The organism is uncultured Streptococcus sp. (assembly GCF_963545685.1).
Classification (GTDB): domain Bacteria; phylum Bacillota; class Bacilli; order Lactobacillales; family Streptococcaceae; genus Streptococcus.
Map to the genome: position 1 here is coordinate 24,077 of NZ_CAUUKN010000002.1, position 18,191 is coordinate 42,267.

Below are 18,191 nucleotides of genomic sequence, written 5' to 3' on the forward strand. Positions count from 1 at the left end.
ATTGTGTGCATCTATGTCAGTATATCCCTGGCAGATGATGTCTATCATCTCGCAGAAGAATATGTTAAAAAGAAAGTTAACTAGAAATACGTTCCTGTTTGAAAAATAGTATGTGAAAACTTGGCAAAATGAATGTCAAGTTTTTTTGTGCTAAAATAGAAGTCATGAAAGACAAGATTCGAATTCTCCATATCAATGATTTGCATTCTCATTTTGAACAGTACCCACAACTCAAGCGGGCTGTGGATGATTTGAGTCAGACGGATAGAGAGTTGATCAAGGTAGATCTTGGGGATAATGTGGATAGGTCTCATCCCTTGTCTGATGCGACAGCTGGGCGTTTTAATGTAGCCCTGATGAATGAGTTGGGGATAGACTATGCGACTATTGGAAATAATGAGGGGATTGGTCTAGCTAAGAAGGAGCTAGACTGTCTTTATGAGCAGGCTCAGTTTCAACCAATCATAGGAAATCTCAAGGATGAGGGGAGACAGCCTGAATGGGCCAAGCCCTATCTTATCCACAAAACTAAAGCAGGTACAAAAATGGCTTTCTTGGCCTATACCTTTCCCTATTATATTACCTATGCTCCCAACGGTTGGCAGGTGTTAGAGCCTATGGCTAGGTTGGAAGAGGATTTGGCTCGCCCTGAGGTTAGGGCTGCAGATCTAGTCATAGTACTCAGCCATCTAGGTGTGCGTTATGATGAGCAGATTTCAGAAACTTATCCACAAGTAAACCTTGTTATCGGGAGCCATACCCATCACCTTTTTGAAGAGGGGAAATTGATTAATGAGACCTATTTGGCAGCTGCTGATAGATATGGCTATTATCTTGGCTGTATTGACCTTACTGTGGAAAATGGGCAATTGATAGGGTGTCAGATCGCGGCTATTCCCACCAAGTCCTACATCTTGGATTTGGACAAGGAGGACCAAGCCTTTATCAAGGCTATGCGTGAGGAAGGCCATCGTCGTTTGGCGCAGGAAAAGGTGGCTAACCTAGGTCGAAAACTAGATTTTGATGAGACCTGTCAATTGGTTTTACAAGCTGTTTGTCAAGAGACAGATAGCCAGTTAACGCTTTTAAATACAGGTCTTATCATGAAAACGTTAGGTCCTCAAGTGACCATGGCGGACCTTCAAGAAGCCCTTCCCCATCAGATGCGGATGGCGCGTCTAGTCGTGACAGGGCAAGAACTCAAGGAAATCTGTCGTGAAGTTTTTGCCAAGACTGAACTCCTTAAAAACCAAGCTATTAAAGGTATGGGTTTTAGAGGCAAGGTATTTGGTGAGCTAATTACAGGGAATTTTGCTTACAAAAACGATAATTTGTTGTATAATAGTAGGGTTGTAGATTCCAATGAGAAGTTTAGTTTGGTCCTTGTGGATCAGTACTACTTTGCTTCTTACTTCCCTACAATCAAGAAAAAGGAAGTTACTCTTCTTTTTCCGGATTTGTTAAGGGAACTTGTGGCCAAGTATTTAAGAAAAAATGGTGCTGATTGGGATAAGAGATAAGCACATTATCACAGCATCAGGATAGAAAATAAGAGAGAGCAGAAAGGATGGCACATGCGTAAAGAAATCTTGCCAGAAATGTTTAATTATAATAAATATCCAGGGCCAGACTTTGTGTATGTGGCCGACCTTCTGAAATCAGATGCCTATCAGTTTACGGTTCTTGAAAATCACAAGGATGCTTTAGACGCTACCCGCTTTGGGCAACGTTTTTCTGAAATCATGCTCAAGTATGACTATATTGTTGGGGATTGGTCTAATGACCAGCTTCGCCTTAAGGGATTTTACGAGGACGAGCGCCCTAATACGCGTAAGACAGATCGTATTAGCCGATTGTCAGAGTATTTACGCGAACACTGTGCCTTTGGTTGTGCCTACTTTATTTTGAAAAATGAAGAGCCGCAATTAATCGTCTTTGAAGAGGAGACAGAGCCTCGTCGCAAGCGTCGTCGTTCTAATAATCGACGTAATTCTTCTCAGGAATCTAGAGAGAAGGAGCGTAATGCTTCTCAAAAGAATAAGGGACAAAAAGCTTCTGCTAAGCAAAAGCGAGACAAGTCCAAACGTAGAGACAGGGACCAAGAGGGACCAAGCTTTGAGAAAATCAAGCGTCGACCTAAGTTCAAATCTAGGTCCGAGGATGCTAGTCGTGAGCGAAAGTCTAACTTCAAGAAGAGTCAGAAGAAAGCTTCAAACTCAAAAAATCAACCCCCCTCATTAAAAAAACAAAGTAATGCCAAGTCAGATGGTCAGCATTTTACAATCAGAAATAAAGGAAATTAAACTATGTCAGAAGTAACAACACAAGCAAAACCAGAACGTCGTAAACGTCAGAAATTGGAGGATATGGAGGGCTACAAACCTTCTATTTACGGTCTTACTCGTGATGAGTTGATCGACTGGGCTATGGAACACGGTGAAAAAAAATTCCGTGCCACTCAAATTTGGGATTGGCTCTACAAGAAGCGTGTGCAGTCTTTCGAAGAAATGACCAACATTTCTAAGGACTTCATTGCTAAATTGAACGAGAATTTCTGCGTAAACCCACTAAAACAGCGTATCGTTCAAGAATCAAAAGATGGTACCGTTAAGTATCTTTTTGAATTGCCAGATGGTATGTTGATTGAGACTGTTTTGATGCGTCAACACTATGGTTTGTCTGTCTGTGTGACAACTCAGGTTGGATGTAACATCGGTTGTACTTTCTGTGCTAGTGGCTTGATTAAGAAACAACGTGACTTGACTGCTGGTGAGATTGTGGCGCAAATCATGTTGGTACAAAAGTACTTTGATGACCGTGGCGATGGTGAACGTGTCAGCCACGTGGTTGTTATGGGTATCGGTGAGCCCTTTGATAACTATGACAATGTGCTTCGCTTCTTGCGTACCATTAACAATGATAATGGTCTTGCCATTGGAGCTCGTCACATTACAGTGTCAACATCTGGTTTGGCACCAAAAATTAAGGAATTTGCCAACGAAGGTGTTCAAGTTAACCTCGCCGTATCACTTCACGCGCCTAACAATGACCTTCGTTCAAGCATCATGCGCATTAACCGTTCATTCCCACTTGAAAAACTCTTTGAAGCTATCGAGTATTACATCCAGACAACCAACCGTCGTGTAACTTTTGAGTACATCATGCTTAATGAGGTCAATGACCACCCTGAAAATGCTCAAGAGTTGGCTGATTTGACTAAGAAAATCCGTAAGTTGTCATACATCAACTTGATTCCTTATAACCCAGTATCAGAGCACGACCAATATAGCCGTTCAACTAAAGAGCGTGTGGCTGCCTTCTACGATGTGCTCAAGAAAAATGGTGTTAACTGTGTCGTTCGTCAAGAACACGGTACAGATATTGATGCTGCTTGTGGACAATTGCGCTCAAACACTATGAAACGTGACCGTCAAAAGGCTGTGGCAGAAGCTTCTGGTAAATCAGAAGGTAAGTAAGATGTTTCAGCTGACAACTTGGGTAGATAAGGATGGAGAACTAACACCAAAAGGAAGAAGGGTAAGCCGAGTTTTGGTTGGTGCTTATCTCCTTTGTTTAGTACTCCTTTGTTGGACCCCCCAGTATGGGCTAGTTGAAGGTGTTGAAACTCCTGGAATTCAACATTTTGGTCGTGTGGTGGTCCTCTTGACCCCATTCAATAGTTTGACCAACTTTTATCAGCTGGATAGCCTTAAGGAGATTGTCTTTGTCCTTGGGCAAAATGTGACCAATATTTTCTTGCTGAGTCCGCTGATTTTGGGGCTCTTAGCCTTGTACCCAAGATTTAGGTCTTGGAAAAAGGTCTTTTTAGTGGCGTTTGCCTTGTCTTTGACAATCGAGGTTGGCCAAGTCATTCTAGACCTTCTCATTGATGCTAATCGTGTCTTTGAGTTAGATGATTTATGGACCAACACTTTGGGAGGTTTTGTGGCACTAGGTGCCTACCGCCTCCTTGTGAAACTGATTCAAACGTATTTTAATGAGTAAAAAACCTGGGACACTTTGCGTCTCAGGTTTCACTTATTTTCTATCATACAAATACAACACATTCAAAAGAGGGAAAAATGAATAAACACTTTTGGAGAAACAATGAAACACTTTATGATGACAGTAATCACTGTATTGACGCTAGGAGTAACGATGATAATGGTTAAGGCAGATGCTTATCAAAGTGGCAGTGATGCCGATATTATGCGACAAAGAGGGCAGGTTTGGAACTATTCTGAGGTTAAGAGAGAGCCTCAATTAGCTAACTACAACACCGATGGTCGCTATCTCAGTGAGGCAACTAACTTTGAATTGTACAATTTCGTCAGAGAGTATAAGACATCGGATGAAATCAGACGCATTTGGAACCCTAAGAAGGACGAATCAGTTATCCACAATAAGGATAACTACTCTATTGATGATGGGCACAAGGTCTATAATTTTGACTCCTTTGCTTATCAATTACCAGAATCTACTGATTTTGGGAAATTGACATATATTGGTTACTTTCAGTTAGAAGATGGTACAATTTATCGCTATTGGAAATAACCTTCCGTTAGAATTATAATCATCGGTTTGTAAGTATAGGGGGAGTAACTTGTTTTTTAAAGAATCAATCATTGCAAAACTTTGGTGGTTTTTCAAGTTAGAAAAACGCCGTTATATTGTCGGGATATTGGCACTGAGTTTGGTTTCGGTACTCAATCTGATTCCTCCTATGGTTATGGGGCGGGTCATTGATGCTATCACATCGGGAAAATTGACCAATCAGATCTTGCTTTTGAATCTCGTTTATTTGCTTTTGGCAGCTTTTGGAATGTACTATTTGCGCTATGTTTGGCGGATGTATATCTTGGCAACGTCCTATCGTTTGGGACAGATTATGCGGTCACGCCTTTTTGAGCATTTTACCAAGATGTCGCCTTCTTTTTATCAAAAGTACCGAACTGGTGATCTCATGGCCCATGCCACCAATGATATCAACTCTTTAACCCGCTTGGCTGGTGGGGGTGTTATGTCAGCCGTGGATGCGTCTATCACAGCCTTGGTAACTTTAATCACCATGTTCTTCAGCATTTCCTGGCAGATGACTCTGGTGGCTGTCTTACCCCTACCTTTCATGGCTTTTGCGACTAGTCGTTTGGGACGTAAGACCCACAAAGCTTTTGGAGCATCCCAGGCAGCTTTTTCTGAACTTAATAATAAGGTTCAAGAATCGGTGTCAGGTATCAAGGTAACCAAGTCTTTTGGCTATCAGGAGGCTGAGCTCCAGTCCTTCCAAGAGACCAATAAGATGACTTTTGAAAAGAATATGCATACGATGAAGTACGACAGCCTTTTTGACCCTTTGGTCTTACTCTTTGTTGGCTCATCTTATGTTTTGACCCTCCTTGTCGGGGCCTTTATGATTCAGGCCGGTCAGATAACGGTCGGAAATTTGGTAACCTTCATTACCTATTTGGACATGCTGGTTTGGCCCCTAATGGCCATTGGCTTCCTCTTTAATATCACACAGAGGGGAAATGTGTCCTACCAACGTATTGAAAATCTTCTGGAGCAGGAATCAGATGTTCAAGATCCTACACATCCCCTCCCAAGTATCAAAAATGGTCGTTTAGACTATGCGATTGACTACTTTGCTTTTGAAGATGAGGATACTTTGCGAGATATTCATTTCACTTTGGACAAGGGTCAAACCCTTGGTTTGGTTGGACAGACTGGCTCAGGAAAGACGGCTCTTGTCAAGCTACTCTTGCGAGAACACGATGTCAATCAAGGAGCCATCTATTTGAATGGACATGACATACGTGACTATCGCCTAGCAGACTTGCGTAGCTTGATGGGTTATGTTCCTCAAGACCAGTTTCTCTTTGCCAGTTCTATTTTAGACAATGTCCGCTTTGGTGATCCTGATCTCTCCATTGATAAGGTGGAAGAAGCGACTAAGTTGGCTCAAGTTTATGATGATATCAAGGATATGCCTGAAGGTTTTGAAACAATCATTGGTGAAAAGGGTGTTAGCCTATCAGGTGGTCAAAAACAACGTCTAGCCATGAGCCGGGCCATGATTTTGAATCCCGATATTTTGATTCTGGACGACTCCTTATCTGCGGTTGATGCCAAGACAGAGTATGCTATTATTGATAATCTCAAGCATACTCGAAAGGACAAGACAACTATCATTACAGCCCACCGTCTCAGTGCGGTGGTGCACGCTGACCTCATCCTAGTCATGCAAGATGGTCGTATCATTGAACGTGGCCGTCATGAGGACTTACTAGCTCAAGGTGGTTGGTATGCTAAGACCTATGAGTCTCAACAGTTAGAAATGGAAGGAGGAGAAGCTCATGCCTAATCAAAACCAATGGTCTGTGTTTAAGCGTCTCTTGACTTATCTCAAGCCCTACAAGTTCTTGACCTTTCTAGCTTTGACCTTCCTCTTGTCCACAACGGTTATCAAGAGTATCATTCCTCTGGTGGCCTCTTATTTTATTGACCATTATCTCCATGATATGAATCAGACGGCAAGTATGATTCTGATTGGATACTATGGTCTCTACCTCTTGCAGACGCTAGTCCAGTATCTGGGAAATCTTTTCTTTGCGCGCGTGTCCTATAGTATTGTCAGAGATATTCGTCGAGATACCTTTGCCAATATGGAAAAACTGGGGATGTCTTACTTTGACAAAACTCCAGCAGGCTCTATCGTTTCTCGCTTGACCAATGATACTGAGACCATTAGCGAGATGTTCTCGGGGATTCTGTCTAGCTTTATCTCGGCTATCTTTATCTTTGTTACCACCCTTTTTACCATGATGATATTGGACATTCGTCTGACCGGGCTTATTGTGCTCTTTCTCCCACTGATTGTCCTTTTGGTTAACCTCTACCGTAAAAAATCAGTGGTCATCATTGAAAAGACCAGAGCCTTGCTTTCAGATATAAATGCCAAATTGTCAGAGAGTATCGAAGGGATTCGCATCATTCAGGCCTTTAACCAGGAGAAGCGTCTCAAAAAAGAATTTGATGCCATTAATGAGGAACACCTGATTTATGCCAGTCGTTCTATGTCACTGGATTCTCTCTTTCTACGCCCAGCCATGAGTTTATTGAAGCTTTTGGGTTATGCTGTTCTCATGGCCTATTTTGGCTATCAAGGCATCTATCTGGGTATTACAGCAGGTACCATGTATGCCTTTATCCAGTACATTAATCGCCTCTTTAATCCTTTGATTGAAGTGACACAAAACTTCTCAACCTTGCAAACCTCTATGGTCTCAGCAGGTCGGGTCTTTGCCTTGATTGACGAGCGTACCTATGAGCCTGAACAGAGAGACACAGCTGCCAAGGTTACTGAGGGGAATATTCGTTTTGAAAATGTCTCCTTCTCCTATGATGGTAAGCACCAGATTTTGGATAATATTTCCTTCTCTGTCAATAAAGGTGAAACCATCGCCTTTGTGGGTTCTACAGGCTCTGGAAAATCCTCTATAATCAATGTGTTCATGCGATTCTATGAGTTTCAATCAGGGCGAGTTCTCCTAGACGGTGTGGATATTCGCGATTATAGTCAGTCAGAGCTGCGTAAGAACATTGGTCTTGTCCTTCAGGAACCCTTTCTCTATCATGGTACAATCAAATCCAATATTGCTATGTATCAAGATTTAACTGATGAAGAGATTAAAGCCGCTGCTGAGTTTGTGGATGCCAATCACTTTATTGAAAAACTTCCAGAAGGCTATGATTCCCCAGTTTCCGAACGGGGTTCAAGTTTTTCAACCGGTCAACGCCAGCTTCTAGCCTTTGCTAGAACCGTTGCTAGCCAGCCTAAAATCTTGATTTTGGATGAAGCGACAGCCAATATTGATTCGGAGACAGAGGCTATTGTCCAAAACTCTCTCGCAAAAATGCGTCAAGGCCGCACAACTATTGCCATTGCCCACCGCCTATCGACAATCCAAGATGCCAACTGCATCTATGTCTTAGACAAGGGCCGCATCATCGAACATGGTAGCCATGAGGAGCTATTAGCCCTCGGCGGCACCTATCACAAGATGTACAGCCTACAAGCAGGCGCTATGGAAGGAGAGTAAGCTAATCTAGACCATAGCTTCTTATATTCGAAAATATTTCTTAAAAATCAAAATCGAGTGGTGACATTTATGTCACTACTTTTTTATCGGCTACCATCCTATAATAAAACCATAGCTTGAGACAAAAAGCTAAAAAAATTTTAGGAGGTTGTTAGAATGACAACACAAACAATGAACAATTTTGAAACACTCGATCTCGAGGCACTTGCAAACGTTGAAGGTGGCGGATGGGTTAAGTGTTATGCCGGCACAATCGGATCTGCTCTAGTAGGATCAGCAGGAGGCCCAGTAGGTTACTGGGGAGGAGCTTTAGTTGGTTACGCTACATTCTGCTAATATTTAGGTGACCCTATGCTTAAAGATAAAAAAATGTATTTACTAGCAATCTTCCTTTTAGGATTTGGAATTGCTAACCTTTTCAGAAATTTAGATTTTGTTCATCATATCATTAATTTGGTAGGGTTAACATTAATCACTTTTAGTTTGATTTTTAGTAAATGGGAGCGACTCAAAAAATAGGTGGATTCCTTTGAGTAGTAACCTAGGAACTGAATTAGTTGTGTAAGTTGAGAAATTATATTTTTGGATATTATTTCTCTAACATCAGCTAAAAGAAACCGGAATATAAAGTTCTTAAAAAAGTAGTGAAATGAATGACACTACTTTTTTATCAGTTTCCACCCTATAATAAAATCATAGCTTGAGAGAAAATGCTAAAAATTATTTTAGGAGGTTGTTGCTATGACAACAAAAAAAATGAACAATTTTAGACTCCTTGACCCTGAAGCACTTGGGAACGTTGAAGGTGGTGATGGCTTATGTTTGATTTGAAAAGTTATATTGTAGGGATGGTTTTCATGGCTGTGATGAGTTTTTTAGATAAGCCTATTATGTCATTTCTTGAAAAACATAAAGCTACCAATTCCTCTAAAAAGAATTCCTAATTAAGATACCTTGTCAATTGTTGGTCTGTGAATAGCATGTGAATAATGGTTGACAATTTCGACATAAAAGAAGAGGTATTTGTACTCATGACTAAAAAACGCCTACTGTCTCTAATGATGTCTATGGGCTTCGTCCTTGTTGCTTTACATAACTTGGGAGAAAAACTGAGTTTTGGACTTCAATGCCTAAATATTATTGGGTTATGTCTTTTTCTCTTTCTTATGTGTACGATTATCAAGGATATAAGGTCAGACAAGTAGTGACATTTATGTCACTATTTTTTTATCGGAGTCAACTCTATAATGAAAATCATAGCTTGAACACAGAACGCTAAAAACACTTTAAGGAGAAAAGTATGTTCAAAAACTCAAAACCGTATTTACTGGCTACCATTCTCATAGGAATTGGCCTTGCTAATCTATTTAGAAGTTTAGATGCAGTCCACCATACCATTAACTTGCTAGGACTAACCTTGCTTATTTATAGTCTTCTTTTTAAAAAATGGGTACAGTTTAAAAAGTGACTTTTGTCTCCTTTGAACGTAAGGTGTTTGCAAATGCTTATTTTTGATGTTCCCGAAGTAAAATTATTCTTGCTAATGATAGTGGAGATTGTATTATATTTGATTGCATATTTTTGTAATAGAAAAAATAAAGATATGTATATTCGCTTATTTAAAATATCAGTGCTAATGACGCTATTGTATTACATCTCCAGTAGAATTTAATCGCTAAGGGCTTACTTGAGATCTTACAGCAGTATAAAAAAATACAGAAAGGAATAGAGTTAAATGTAATAGCTTATTCGGTTTACAAGACTGACTGAGGTTATTCATAGCTTAATTGTTTTATCATGAAGTTAAAGAATATTAGTCCGAGAGTATTGCGATTTTTTAGGGTCGCTACTGCTATATTGGGAGTTTTCCTTATAAGTACCAGTATTTCTCTCTACAAAAGCAAGACTTCTCCAGAGATTTGGTTAGCAGTCGGAGCACTAGCTTTAGTAGTCATTTTGGTAAATGGTCTGCTCTACCGTATGCTTAAGAAGCGTCCAGATTCAGTAAATCTGTTAACAATACGGCAGTCCTTCATTGTCTTTCTTGTCATCACATTTCTAGTGCTTAGTGTAGAGTTTTACACCTTACTAACATTCAGTGATACCACAGACCGTATAGTACTAGCCGTATTAATGCTTTTGTTAATCTTCTGTGATTTTCTAGCTTACTTGCAAGTCAAAAAATATTTTAAAAGATAGAAAATATAGTAACCATTTGTGACATTATTCAATTTACGTTGCATAAAGTGCATAAAGTGCATAAAAGCGCTATAATAAGAAAGTGATTAATGAAAAATGTGAAAATTAGAGTAGGATTTCTATGGCTTGAAGGATATTCTTCTATCGTATAGACAAAACCTGCAAGGTCTGGGTTTTCAAAAAATGTCATGAAAGGAGGATTACTATTGGAACAATCTGTTATTTCTAGAAAATACATAAAATTTATCCTACAAGTTATCTTGGCTGTATGTATTCAATGTGTGATAACATTTTTCTGGCATCAAGAAAGAACATTTTTATTTTATACCTTGTCACTTTATGTTTCTTTATCGTTCTCTGATGATCTTAGTCAGCTGTTTTTTAGAAATGAGAAGTGATGTATTTGTTTTAAGCAGCATGTAAAGTGACAGATTCGTGTCTTTAGCCATGCTAGATTCAGAATAATAGCCAATCATTCTTTAGATAACGCCCTAGTAGTTTAGTTTATGTAAATGACTCTAGTAGAAAAGGAATCACCATGGTGATATTACAAAAATTTAGTTCTGCTGTGTTACGTTCGTTACGTTTCCTATCAGCAATCTTAGGAGTAGTCATTGGGAATATAGCTTTAAATCCTCTATCTAGTCAGCATCCAATCTGGATTTGGCTACCATTTAGGACATATAACCACTTTTGGGACGCTGGCTTTTAAATGACTATCAGGGTGCTATACTAAAGATGTGATTGAAAAATTAGTTGAAAGAAGTAAGGAGGTTTTCTTAATGACAGGACTTAAATGGTTTGCAGGAGGCAAAGAGAGACGAGAACAAGCAGTAGCTATCATCAATGAAGTAATTGAAACTATTGGAGATAAGCCAGATTATGCTGATTTGAAGCAGGTCCTGCACTCCTACCGAACGGAACTTGCAGACTCTCGTTCAGCCACTCCCTATATCTTAAGCAGGATGTCACTGGAAATATCCGAAGTGATCAGAAAAGACCAGCTAACCTTGTCTCCCTTTATCGAGGAGCGAATGGCAGAGTTGCGAAAATTGCTAGCGATTCGTTATGGCTATTGATGTCATTAGAGAGGATTTCTTGGTTTTAAGGTTGAGTTGTCCATTGAGAAAAGAAAGATGGGGCAAAAAGGTTCTTTTCCAACCTGTTAATGAAAAATTCCCATGGGACTTATCATCCTATGGGAATTTTTGTGATCAAGATTAATAAGGCAATGTCATTTGACTTTGACTTAGGTCCACAGTTACTTCATAGTCACTATTGTCGCGAATAGTGTGCTCAAAGTCTGTGGTATAGAGAACGAGTCGGAGTTTGTCGCCCTTGTTGAGTTTGTAGATGGTTGGTTGCAAGTCCAAACCGACAGTCATCCATTCATCTGGAGTGACATTCTCAATGCTAAGGAGATCTTTGCGATTTTGCAGGTTAAGGTGTCCTTTGGTAATGACACGGTATTTTGCCTGCTTGAATGGCAATTCACGTAGAGCTTCCTCCTTGAAGAGACGGCCGTTGTCTAAGCTCATACGTTTTAATTCAGGTATTGGAGCTAGGTATTTTTTATCTCCCATTTCCAGAACCTGAGCTGAGATAAGACCACGGTTTGTGCTAGATCTGACCTTGAGTTCTAGGTGGACACGACCATTGATTTGGATGTCTTGGTCCAGTTCAAAGTCCAAGGTAATGGCATTGGCTTTATCCGCAAAGAGGTCGTCCTTGAAGCTTTGGTAAGTCTTACCGTACTTAGCAAAGATTTCCTCTTCATAATGGTTAGCGATACTAGCTTCAGCCTCACCAAGATGAATGTGTTTACCATTATCATGACCAAAGTTATCGAGAACTTCCCAGGTCTGTTCAGACTGGTTGTTTTGCCAGATAACAGTAGGCAGTGTGTAGCCATTATCCAAACCAAGGAGTTTCTGACAAATCAAGGCGTTCATGCTTTCTCGGAAGTCAATAGACTGCCAAGCATTCATGTAAACGTGGGCACCATTGTGGAAGAAAAGGTGTTTTTCAAGAGAGTCAGGAAGGGCTCTGAACATTTGATAAACATTAATCGGCTTGACATTCCAATCCTGGCTACCGTGTGTAAAGACTACAGTAGCTTTGACACGGTCTGCGAATTGCACATAGTTGCGGTCATGCCAGAACTGGCTATAGTCCCCATGCTTACGATCAATAGCTGTGCTTAGCTCCTTGAGGTAGGCCTCGTAGTCTTTTTGGTGACGTAGGTATTCTCCAGCTAATAGGGCACGAGAATAGGTGAATTCAGTCAAGGTATCGAGATCCTCACCAGGGTAGCCTCCAGGACTAACGAGGAGTCCATTTTCACGATAATAGTCGTACCAAGAAGAGATACCTGCTTCAGCAATAACCATTTCCAAACCGTCAACGCCAGTTGTCGCAAGGGCGTTGGACATGGTACCCAAGTATGAAAGTCCAGTAGTAGTCACCTTTCCAGACGCCCAATCAGCAGTGATTGTATGCTGTCTACTACGGCTAGTGAAGGCGCGTGCACGACCATTGAGCCAGTCAATGACAGCTTTATAGGCCAGAACTTGTTGATAGTCTCCAGAGGTCATGAAACCTTCCGAGTTGAGGGTACCGACACCAGATACATAGATAGAAGCCACACCACGAGCCAACATGTAATCGTTAAGCGTATAGGTATCAGTGTGAGCAAAACGCTCCTGTGCCTTTGTGACAGGCTGGATAGGCGTAAGGTCTGTCTCTGGTGTTTTAATTTCTGGATGGCTAAGAGAGATATCTCCTGCTGGTTTGACGAGCAAATCACCTTCCATCTTGTGGGTGAGCTTATCAGAGGCAGGCTCATTAGTCCCTTGTTGATAAGGGCTCGCGGTCATCATGGCTGGAACTGGGAAGTCCACATTAGGTCGTAAGATAGTAACCTTGACCAAGTCTAACAGCCCATCTTTGTCGGTATCTACAGGTGTTTCGATATAAACCACTTCACGGTGAAGCTGATTAGTGTCAAATGTGGCCAAGCTCTTACCATTAAAGAAGACGTAGTCATTACTTATTGGGATTAAATCTTGGGCTACTAACTGATCAATTAGGGTATTGCCAGATTGTGTGCGTGTCGCTAACAACTGGTGGAGGTTATTAAGGCTACCATCAAAAGTGATTGGGAAGGCCATTTTCTCAAGGAAAGTAACACTGTCGGTAAAGTCCACGTTTGGGACAAAACCTAGTAGTTGAAGGGCTACCAAGCCAAAGACTTCAGCAGTCAAAGGACGGTCTGACTGGAAGAAGTTCAGGAGGTCAGTCTCTGGATCAGCAATCCAATTTTTCAAAGCCAAATCAGTATCTTCAAAGAAAAGGAAGTGCTTGCGAACAAAGGATTCAAAATTAGCTTTGGCACTAGCATCTAGAGAGACTTCAAACCCCAAAGAACGGAGTTCCTGACAAGCCTTTTCAGGGCTTACAGGGATGTAACTAAACTGGTTAAATTTCATATTTAAAAACCTCAAAAATAATACGTAAACATTTCAGAAATATCTTTACATCAGACATTATACTTGATAAAATGATAGATGTCTAAATTATTGTAAAATCGAAAGGAAATAAAGAGACAAATGAATGATTTTTTAAAAGAAGCGTTCACCAGTGAATGGGTTTTGAAATACCTCACTGAGTTTATCGCGACTGCTTTTCTTGTAGCACTTGGTAATGGTGCTGTTGCTAACGTTGAGCTTACGGGAACAAAAGGTAACAAATCTGGTTGGATTGTAATCGCCCTTGGTTATGGTTTTGGTGTTATGATGCCAGCCCTTATGTTTGGTGATGTTTCTGGTAACCACATCAACCCTGCTTTCACACTTGGACTTGCTACATTTGGCATATTCCCATGGGTAGGCGTTCCAGGTTACTTGATTGCTCAACTTCTCGGTGCTTTCTTAGGACAAGCTATCGTGGTTTGGGTACACCAACCTTACTATGTACAAACTGAGAACCCTAACAATATTCTTGGTACCTTCTCAACTATCTCAGCAGTTGACGAACATGATGACACTCCAGAAAACCGTAATCGTGCCTGGGCTAATGGTTTTGTCAATGAGTTTGCAGGATCATTCCTCCTCTTCTTTGGTGCCCTTGCCTTGACAAACAACTACTTTGGTCACAAGCTTGCACAACAAGCTCTTGCTGCTGGTTACACTAAAGAAATGGTTGATGCACAATTCCACGGAGCACTTGAAACAGCTCATATCGGTGTTGGTTTCTTGGTTGCCGCTTTGGTTCTTTCATTCGGTGGTCCTACTGGACCAGCCCTTAACCCAGCCCGTGACTTGATGCCACGTCTTCTTCACCACATCTTGCCAACATCAGTTCTTGGTGAGCACAAAGGTGATTCTAAATGGTGGTATGCTTGGGTACCAGTTGTGGCTCCAATCCTTGCAGGACTTTCGGCAGTAGCTCTGTTCAAGTTCCTCTACCTTTAATCAATAACAAGAAATCTGAAGCCAATGCTTCAGATTTTTTTATGCATAAAGTTTCGAAAGTAACAAAAAACTGAGAAAGTTTTCTCAGTTACATAGGAGTAGTTATGACTAGGACTGTTGCACCTAAGGTGAAAAGATTCCATAGGATATGAAGCGAGATAACCGCTGATAAATTTTCTCTTTTTTGGTAGACCATAGAGAGAGCCAAGCCCATTCCAATATAGAGGAAGAGGTGGGCGAGGTTAGTAGGCATATGGAATAGGCAAAAGAGAGCGGTACTCACAAAAACAGCAACTGTCGAATAAGGAGCCAACCAAGTGAAAATCCATTTGCGAAAGAGTAGTTCTTGCAAGAAAGCTGTAGTCATCATGCCAATGGCTACCGGGAGGATAGGCGTTGTCGTAAGGGTTCTTTGAAGTTCTGCATGGTAGTTGGAGTTGGTTAGTAGCATAAGATTGCTCCCAATAACTCCCATCAGAAAAATAAGAACAAAGCCCCAGATAATAGCTTTAGTGTCCTTGCAGTCTAGTCTAAAGCGAGTAACTAAACCTTCACTTTTAGCCCAAAGATAGGTAATATAAAAAATAATGAGATTGACAGCGATAATTCCCCAGCTCTCAAGGCTAGTGAAGGTCAACCCAGTCTGATTGTTATATGACGTTGTCATACCTAAAGCGAGGTTTGGAATAGCTATCATCAGCAGTAAAAAGAATCCCTGATAGGTATGTCTAAACACCAAATGATTGACGAAAGTTTTCATAGTCTCTATTATACTCTAAAATGAGTAAATAGCTAGTCCTAAGGTGAAGATAATATAATGATTTTCATAATTTATGTGAAAGAATGTGAAAAAATTACAATCCTGTTTTTTCTTAGGAAAATCCTTGTCACACAGACTCTTTTCGGATAAAATAGAGAAGAATGGAGGGTGTCATGACGCAATCAGGGAATTTTAAGTTTCACACACCAATTTTTCGTGTGAATAATAGACAAGAAAATATCGATTTTTACCAAAATACTCTAGGATTTAAGCTTTTGACTGAGGAAAATGCTCTTACTGTCTTCACTGACTGGGGAGATCGTAACTCACTTTTTGTAATTGAGGAGTCTCCAGCTTACCGTTGCCGTGCAGTTGAAGGTCCTAAGAAAATTAATAAAGTGGTCATTAAGGTTTCAAATCCACTTGAGATTGAGTACCTTTTGGCGCGTGATGATCATCAAGCTAAGGCTATTTTCCAAGGGGAAAATGGTTATGCTTTTGAGACTATCTCACCTGAAAATGGTCTTATTTTGATGCATGCTGAAGATGATTTATCAACTCTAAAGACAGTCGAGTACGCAGATGTTGAAGAAAAAGAAGATTTCAAAGGAGTGTCAGACTTTACTGTTCAGTCTTTGACCTTGAATGTTGTTGATACGGCTCAAGCGGCTTTTTTCTACGATAATCTGTTTGGCGAAGAATTGCCTTTATCTATCCACTTTGAAAAGGCAGAAGGTCCTGACCTTCAAGTAAGTCCAGACCAAACTTGGGATTTGGAAATTCTAGAATTTAAGGTAGCTGAAGACTACGACTTGGCTGCCTTGCATGAGAAACTTGAAAAGGAACAGTTCTCAAGTTATCTAGATCCTAAAGGAAACCTACTCGCACTGACTGATATGAGTAATATTGAGATTTGGTTAACAAAATAATGACTAACTTTAAACAAACATTGTCAACAATTACAGACTACATCAAGGCTGACATCTTCCCAGGTGCCAGCCTTGCACTTTATGACGGAAAGAATTGGCAAGAGTACTATTGTGGTACTCAGGATGGGGAGAATCCAGTAGTTCCAGATTTAACCTATGATTTAGCTAGTGTCTCCAAGGTGGTGGGAGTTGGGACTCTTTGTATCTTCTACTTACAGTCAGGAAAATTGGATTTGGATGAGAAGTTGTCTACCTATTATCCCGAAGTAGCAGACAAGACGCTAACCCTTCGTCAGCTCTTGTCTCATAGTAGCGGGGTTGATCCTTTTATTCCAAATCGTGATGCATTAGACCAAAAGGGCTTGATTGCTGCTATAAATGCCATCAAAGTTAAGTCTGATAAACCTTTCTTGTATACCGATATTAACTTTATTCTCTTAGGGCTGATGCTCGAGAAACTATCTGGACAAAGTCTGGATAAGCTCTTTGACTCCGAAGTTTTTCAACCGTTTGGTATGTCTGAAACACAGTTTGGTCCAGTTGATGTAGCTGTTCCAACGGTTAAAGGCATTCCGGGAGGAACTGTTCACGATCCCAAGGCTCGAGTGCTCAAAGAGCATACAGGTTCAGCAGGTCTCTTTTCAACCCTGAAGGACTTGGAAATCTTTGTTAACCATTATTTGACGGATGATTTTGCTAAAAATCTGACGCAAAATATCAGTCACTCCGAGAAGGAGCGCAGTGTCGCTTGGGACCTTCAAGGAGATTGGATTCTTCATACTGGTTATACAGGTACCTTTGTGCTTATCAATATCCCTCGTCAACGTGCGGCGATTTTCCTCAGTAATCGTACTTATTATAAGGATGAGAGGGCTCAATGGATTAAGGATAGAGATGCTTTGATTGAGATAATGAAGAAGGAGTTGGTTCGTGAAACGGTCGAGTAGACACTCTAAGAAAAGAAAGCTTGTCTCTCGGTTTCTGAGTCTGCTCTTTTGCATGCTTAACGGGAGTAATCTCTTTGTCTGTGGTATGTTTTTTGGGGTGATGGTAGGCCAATTGGCATTTGATAAAGATTACTTCTCTTTATTTAGTTTTGTATTTTCTTGTATAGTATCCCCTATAATCGCTTCTTCTTATATCTTGATAAGAGAGATACTATACAAATTGATTCATTGCTTTGGTTATCGTGCCCAGCCTGATTTGAAAGTCATTCGTATGAGAAGAGGGTTTGATATCCACGTTCCTGTATTTGAAAAGTACGGTCAGGACTATAAGTTGCTCTACAAGAAGCGTTCCAAGAAGCTTCAAATAGGGTATTTGCTTATATGTTTAGGATACTTTAGTGGACTTAGTCTTATAATGATTACCTTTACAGTTCTATTGAGAGAAGTGTCCAAGCTCCTAGAACTAGAATCAAAACTGTCATCTTCTGAACATAAACGATTTCTTGGTTTTTTGGTCTACATGGGAGTGTTTGTCCTTCTTTTTACAGGGCAGAAATACTGGAAAAAGATTGTAGAGTCATTAAAGAAAAGAGAAAATGTGACAGTCCTTGCTGTCGAGCATGGTTATCCGATATTTTTAACAAAAGAAGAAGCTTAAGCAGTAGGTCAACTGCTTAAGCTTTTTTACTTATTAAGGATTTTTCAACGGTAATATGTTGGATTCCACCTTCTTCAAAGATTTGGCCGACTTCTTGATAGCCATTATTTAGGTGAAAAGGCAACAC

At 40.4% G+C, this 18,191-nt stretch carries 17 protein-coding genes and 1 pseudogene; 15 read left to right on the forward strand and 3 right to left on the reverse strand.

Annotated features, from left to right (window positions below; translation table 11 throughout):
- Nucleotides 1-164 precede the first annotated feature (164 nt).
- The 11 genes from RWZ99_RS00790 (at nt 165) to RWZ99_RS00840 (ending at nt 11,522) form a co-directional block, all read left to right on the forward strand.
- Entirely contained in the window at nt 165-1,520 is a 1,356-nt protein-coding gene (locus RWZ99_RS00790) for a metallophosphatase (RefSeq protein WP_314675784.1), read from the forward strand.
- Between the two features lie 54 nt (nt 1,521-1,574).
- Complete coding sequence (locus RWZ99_RS00795) at nt 1,575-2,303, forward strand: YutD family protein (protein ID WP_314675786.1); 729 nt, start codon at nt 1,575-1,577, stop codon at nt 2,301-2,303.
- A gap of 63 nt (nt 2,304-2,366) precedes the next feature.
- Nucleotides 2,367-3,476, forward strand: coding sequence for a 23S rRNA (adenine(2503)-C(2))-methyltransferase RlmN (rlmN, locus tag RWZ99_RS00800; protein ID WP_096832658.1), 1,110 nt, complete (start codon nt 2,367-2,369; stop codon nt 3,474-3,476).
- A 1-nt stretch (nt 3,477) separates the two neighbouring features.
- Entirely contained in the window at nt 3,478-4,005 is a 528-nt protein-coding gene (locus tag RWZ99_RS00805) for a VanZ family protein (protein WP_314675787.1), read from the forward strand.
- Between the two features lie 102 nt (nt 4,006-4,107).
- Complete coding sequence (locus RWZ99_RS00810; RefSeq protein ID WP_314675788.1) at nt 4,108-4,554, forward strand: hypothetical protein; 447 nt, start codon at nt 4,108-4,110, stop codon at nt 4,552-4,554.
- A 49-nt stretch (nt 4,555-4,603) separates the two neighbouring features.
- Complete coding sequence (locus RWZ99_RS00815; RefSeq protein ID WP_314675789.1) at nt 4,604-6,361, forward strand: ABC transporter transmembrane domain-containing protein; 1,758 nt, start codon at nt 4,604-4,606, stop codon at nt 6,359-6,361.
- Nucleotides 6,354-8,099, forward strand: a complete 1,746-nt coding sequence (locus RWZ99_RS00820) for an ABC transporter ATP-binding protein (protein WP_314675790.1) — start codon at nt 6,354-6,356, stop codon at nt 8,097-8,099. The genes RWZ99_RS00815 and RWZ99_RS00820 overlap by 8 nt, the downstream gene beginning before the upstream one ends.
- 156 nt (nt 8,100-8,255) lie before the next feature.
- Complete coding sequence (locus RWZ99_RS00825) at nt 8,256-8,435, forward strand: Blp family class II bacteriocin (RefSeq protein ID WP_002891738.1); 180 nt, start codon at nt 8,256-8,258, stop codon at nt 8,433-8,435.
- Nucleotides 8,436-9,896: 1,461 nt separating this feature from the next.
- The gene (locus RWZ99_RS00830; RefSeq protein ID WP_314675791.1) at nt 9,897-10,298 is read left to right on the forward strand and encodes a hypothetical protein; all 402 of its coding nucleotides are present in this window, start codon (nt 9,897-9,899) and stop codon (nt 10,296-10,298) included.
- 782 nt (nt 10,299-11,080) lie between these two features.
- Complete coding sequence (locus tag RWZ99_RS00835; RefSeq protein ID WP_314675792.1) at nt 11,081-11,377, forward strand: bacteriocin immunity protein; 297 nt, start codon at nt 11,081-11,083, stop codon at nt 11,375-11,377.
- Nucleotides 11,367-11,522 (forward strand): hypothetical protein, encoded by a 156-nt coding sequence (locus tag RWZ99_RS00840; RefSeq protein ID WP_314675793.1) that lies wholly within the window; start codon nt 11,367-11,369, stop codon nt 11,520-11,522. Before RWZ99_RS00835 ends, RWZ99_RS00840 begins: the two co-directional genes overlap by 11 nt.
- Here RWZ99_RS00840 and RWZ99_RS00845 read toward each other — a convergent pair.
- Complete coding sequence (locus RWZ99_RS00845) at nt 11,519-13,786, reverse strand: Xaa-Pro dipeptidyl-peptidase (RefSeq protein WP_314675794.1); 2,268 nt, start codon at nt 13,784-13,786, stop codon at nt 11,519-11,521. The genes RWZ99_RS00840 and RWZ99_RS00845 overlap by 4 nt on opposite strands.
- A gap of 120 nt (nt 13,787-13,906) precedes the next feature.
- On the opposite strand from RWZ99_RS00845, the gene gla reads away from it, so the two are divergent.
- Nucleotides 13,907-14,770 (forward strand): aquaglyceroporin Gla, encoded by an 864-nt coding sequence (gene gla / locus RWZ99_RS00850; protein ID WP_314675795.1) that lies wholly within the window; start codon nt 13,907-13,909, stop codon nt 14,768-14,770.
- Between the two features lie 88 nt (nt 14,771-14,858).
- On the opposite strand, the gene RWZ99_RS00855 is transcribed toward gla, so the two are convergent.
- Nucleotides 14,859-15,437, reverse strand: a complete 579-nt coding sequence (locus RWZ99_RS00855) for a CPBP family intramembrane glutamic endopeptidase (protein WP_314675796.1) — start codon at nt 15,435-15,437, stop codon at nt 14,859-14,861.
- A 266-nt stretch (nt 15,438-15,703) separates the two neighbouring features.
- Between RWZ99_RS00855 and RWZ99_RS00860 the strand changes: the two genes are divergently transcribed.
- From RWZ99_RS00860 to RWZ99_RS00870, 3 genes are all read left to right on the forward strand, one after another.
- Nucleotides 15,704-16,459: a CppA family protein gene (locus RWZ99_RS00860; RefSeq protein WP_314675797.1), complete on the forward strand. Its 756-nt coding sequence runs from the start codon at nt 15,704-15,706 to the stop codon at nt 16,457-16,459.
- Nucleotides 16,459-17,406, forward strand: coding sequence for a serine hydrolase domain-containing protein (locus tag RWZ99_RS00865; protein WP_314675798.1), 948 nt, complete (start codon nt 16,459-16,461; stop codon nt 17,404-17,406). Before RWZ99_RS00860 ends, RWZ99_RS00865 begins: the two co-directional genes overlap by 1 nt.
- A 112-nt stretch (nt 17,407-17,518) precedes the next feature.
- Nucleotides 17,519-18,064 (forward strand): hypothetical protein, encoded by a 546-nt coding sequence (locus RWZ99_RS00870; RefSeq protein ID WP_314675799.1) that lies wholly within the window; start codon nt 17,519-17,521, stop codon nt 18,062-18,064.
- A 16-nt stretch (nt 18,065-18,080) separates the two neighbouring features.
- Here the strand turns inward: RWZ99_RS00870 and RWZ99_RS00875 are convergent.
- Nucleotides 18,081-18,188: pseudogene (locus tag RWZ99_RS00875) on the reverse strand (GNAT family N-acetyltransferase); the annotation flags it as partial.
- Between the last annotated feature and the right edge of the window lie 3 nt (nt 18,189-18,191).

Excerpts from the sequence above, each read along its gene's own strand:
- RWZ99_RS00790 (WP_314675784.1), top strand. The coding sequence starts at position 165 with ATGAAAGACAAGATTCGAATTCTCCATATCAATGATTTGCATTCTCAT.
- RWZ99_RS00795 (WP_314675786.1), top strand. The coding sequence starts at position 1,575 with ATGCGTAAAGAAATCTTGCCAGAAATGTTTAATTATAATAAATATCCA.
- rlmN (WP_096832658.1), top strand. The coding sequence starts at position 2,367 with ATGGAGGGCTACAAACCTTCTATTTACGGTCTTACTCGTGATGAGTTG.
- RWZ99_RS00805 (WP_314675787.1), top strand. The coding sequence starts at position 3,478 with ATGTTTCAGCTGACAACTTGGGTAGATAAGGATGGAGAACTAACACCA.
- RWZ99_RS00810 (WP_314675788.1), top strand. The coding sequence starts at position 4,108 with ATGAAACACTTTATGATGACAGTAATCACTGTATTGACGCTAGGAGTA.
- RWZ99_RS00820 (WP_314675790.1), top strand. The coding sequence starts at position 6,354 with ATGCCTAATCAAAACCAATGGTCTGTGTTTAAGCGTCTCTTGACTTAT.
- RWZ99_RS00825 (WP_002891738.1), top strand. The coding sequence starts at position 8,256 with ATGACAACACAAACAATGAACAATTTTGAAACACTCGATCTCGAGGCA.
- RWZ99_RS00830 (WP_314675791.1), top strand. The coding sequence starts at position 9,897 with ATGAAGTTAAAGAATATTAGTCCGAGAGTATTGCGATTTTTTAGGGTC.
- RWZ99_RS00835 (WP_314675792.1), top strand. The coding sequence starts at position 11,081 with ATGACAGGACTTAAATGGTTTGCAGGAGGCAAAGAGAGACGAGAACAA.
- RWZ99_RS00840 (WP_314675793.1), top strand. The coding sequence starts at position 11,367 with ATGGCTATTGATGTCATTAGAGAGGATTTCTTGGTTTTAAGGTTGAGT.
- RWZ99_RS00845 (WP_314675794.1), bottom strand. The coding sequence starts at position 13,786 with ATGAAATTTAACCAGTTTAGTTACATCCCTGTAAGCCCTGAAAAGGCT.
- gla (WP_314675795.1), top strand. The coding sequence starts at position 13,907 with ATGAATGATTTTTTAAAAGAAGCGTTCACCAGTGAATGGGTTTTGAAA.
- RWZ99_RS00855 (WP_314675796.1), bottom strand. The coding sequence starts at position 15,437 with ATGACAACGTCATATAACAATCAGACTGGGTTGACCTTCACTAGCCTT.
- RWZ99_RS00860 (WP_314675797.1), top strand. The coding sequence starts at position 15,704 with ATGACGCAATCAGGGAATTTTAAGTTTCACACACCAATTTTTCGTGTG.
- RWZ99_RS00865 (WP_314675798.1), top strand. The coding sequence starts at position 16,459 with ATGACTAACTTTAAACAAACATTGTCAACAATTACAGACTACATCAAG.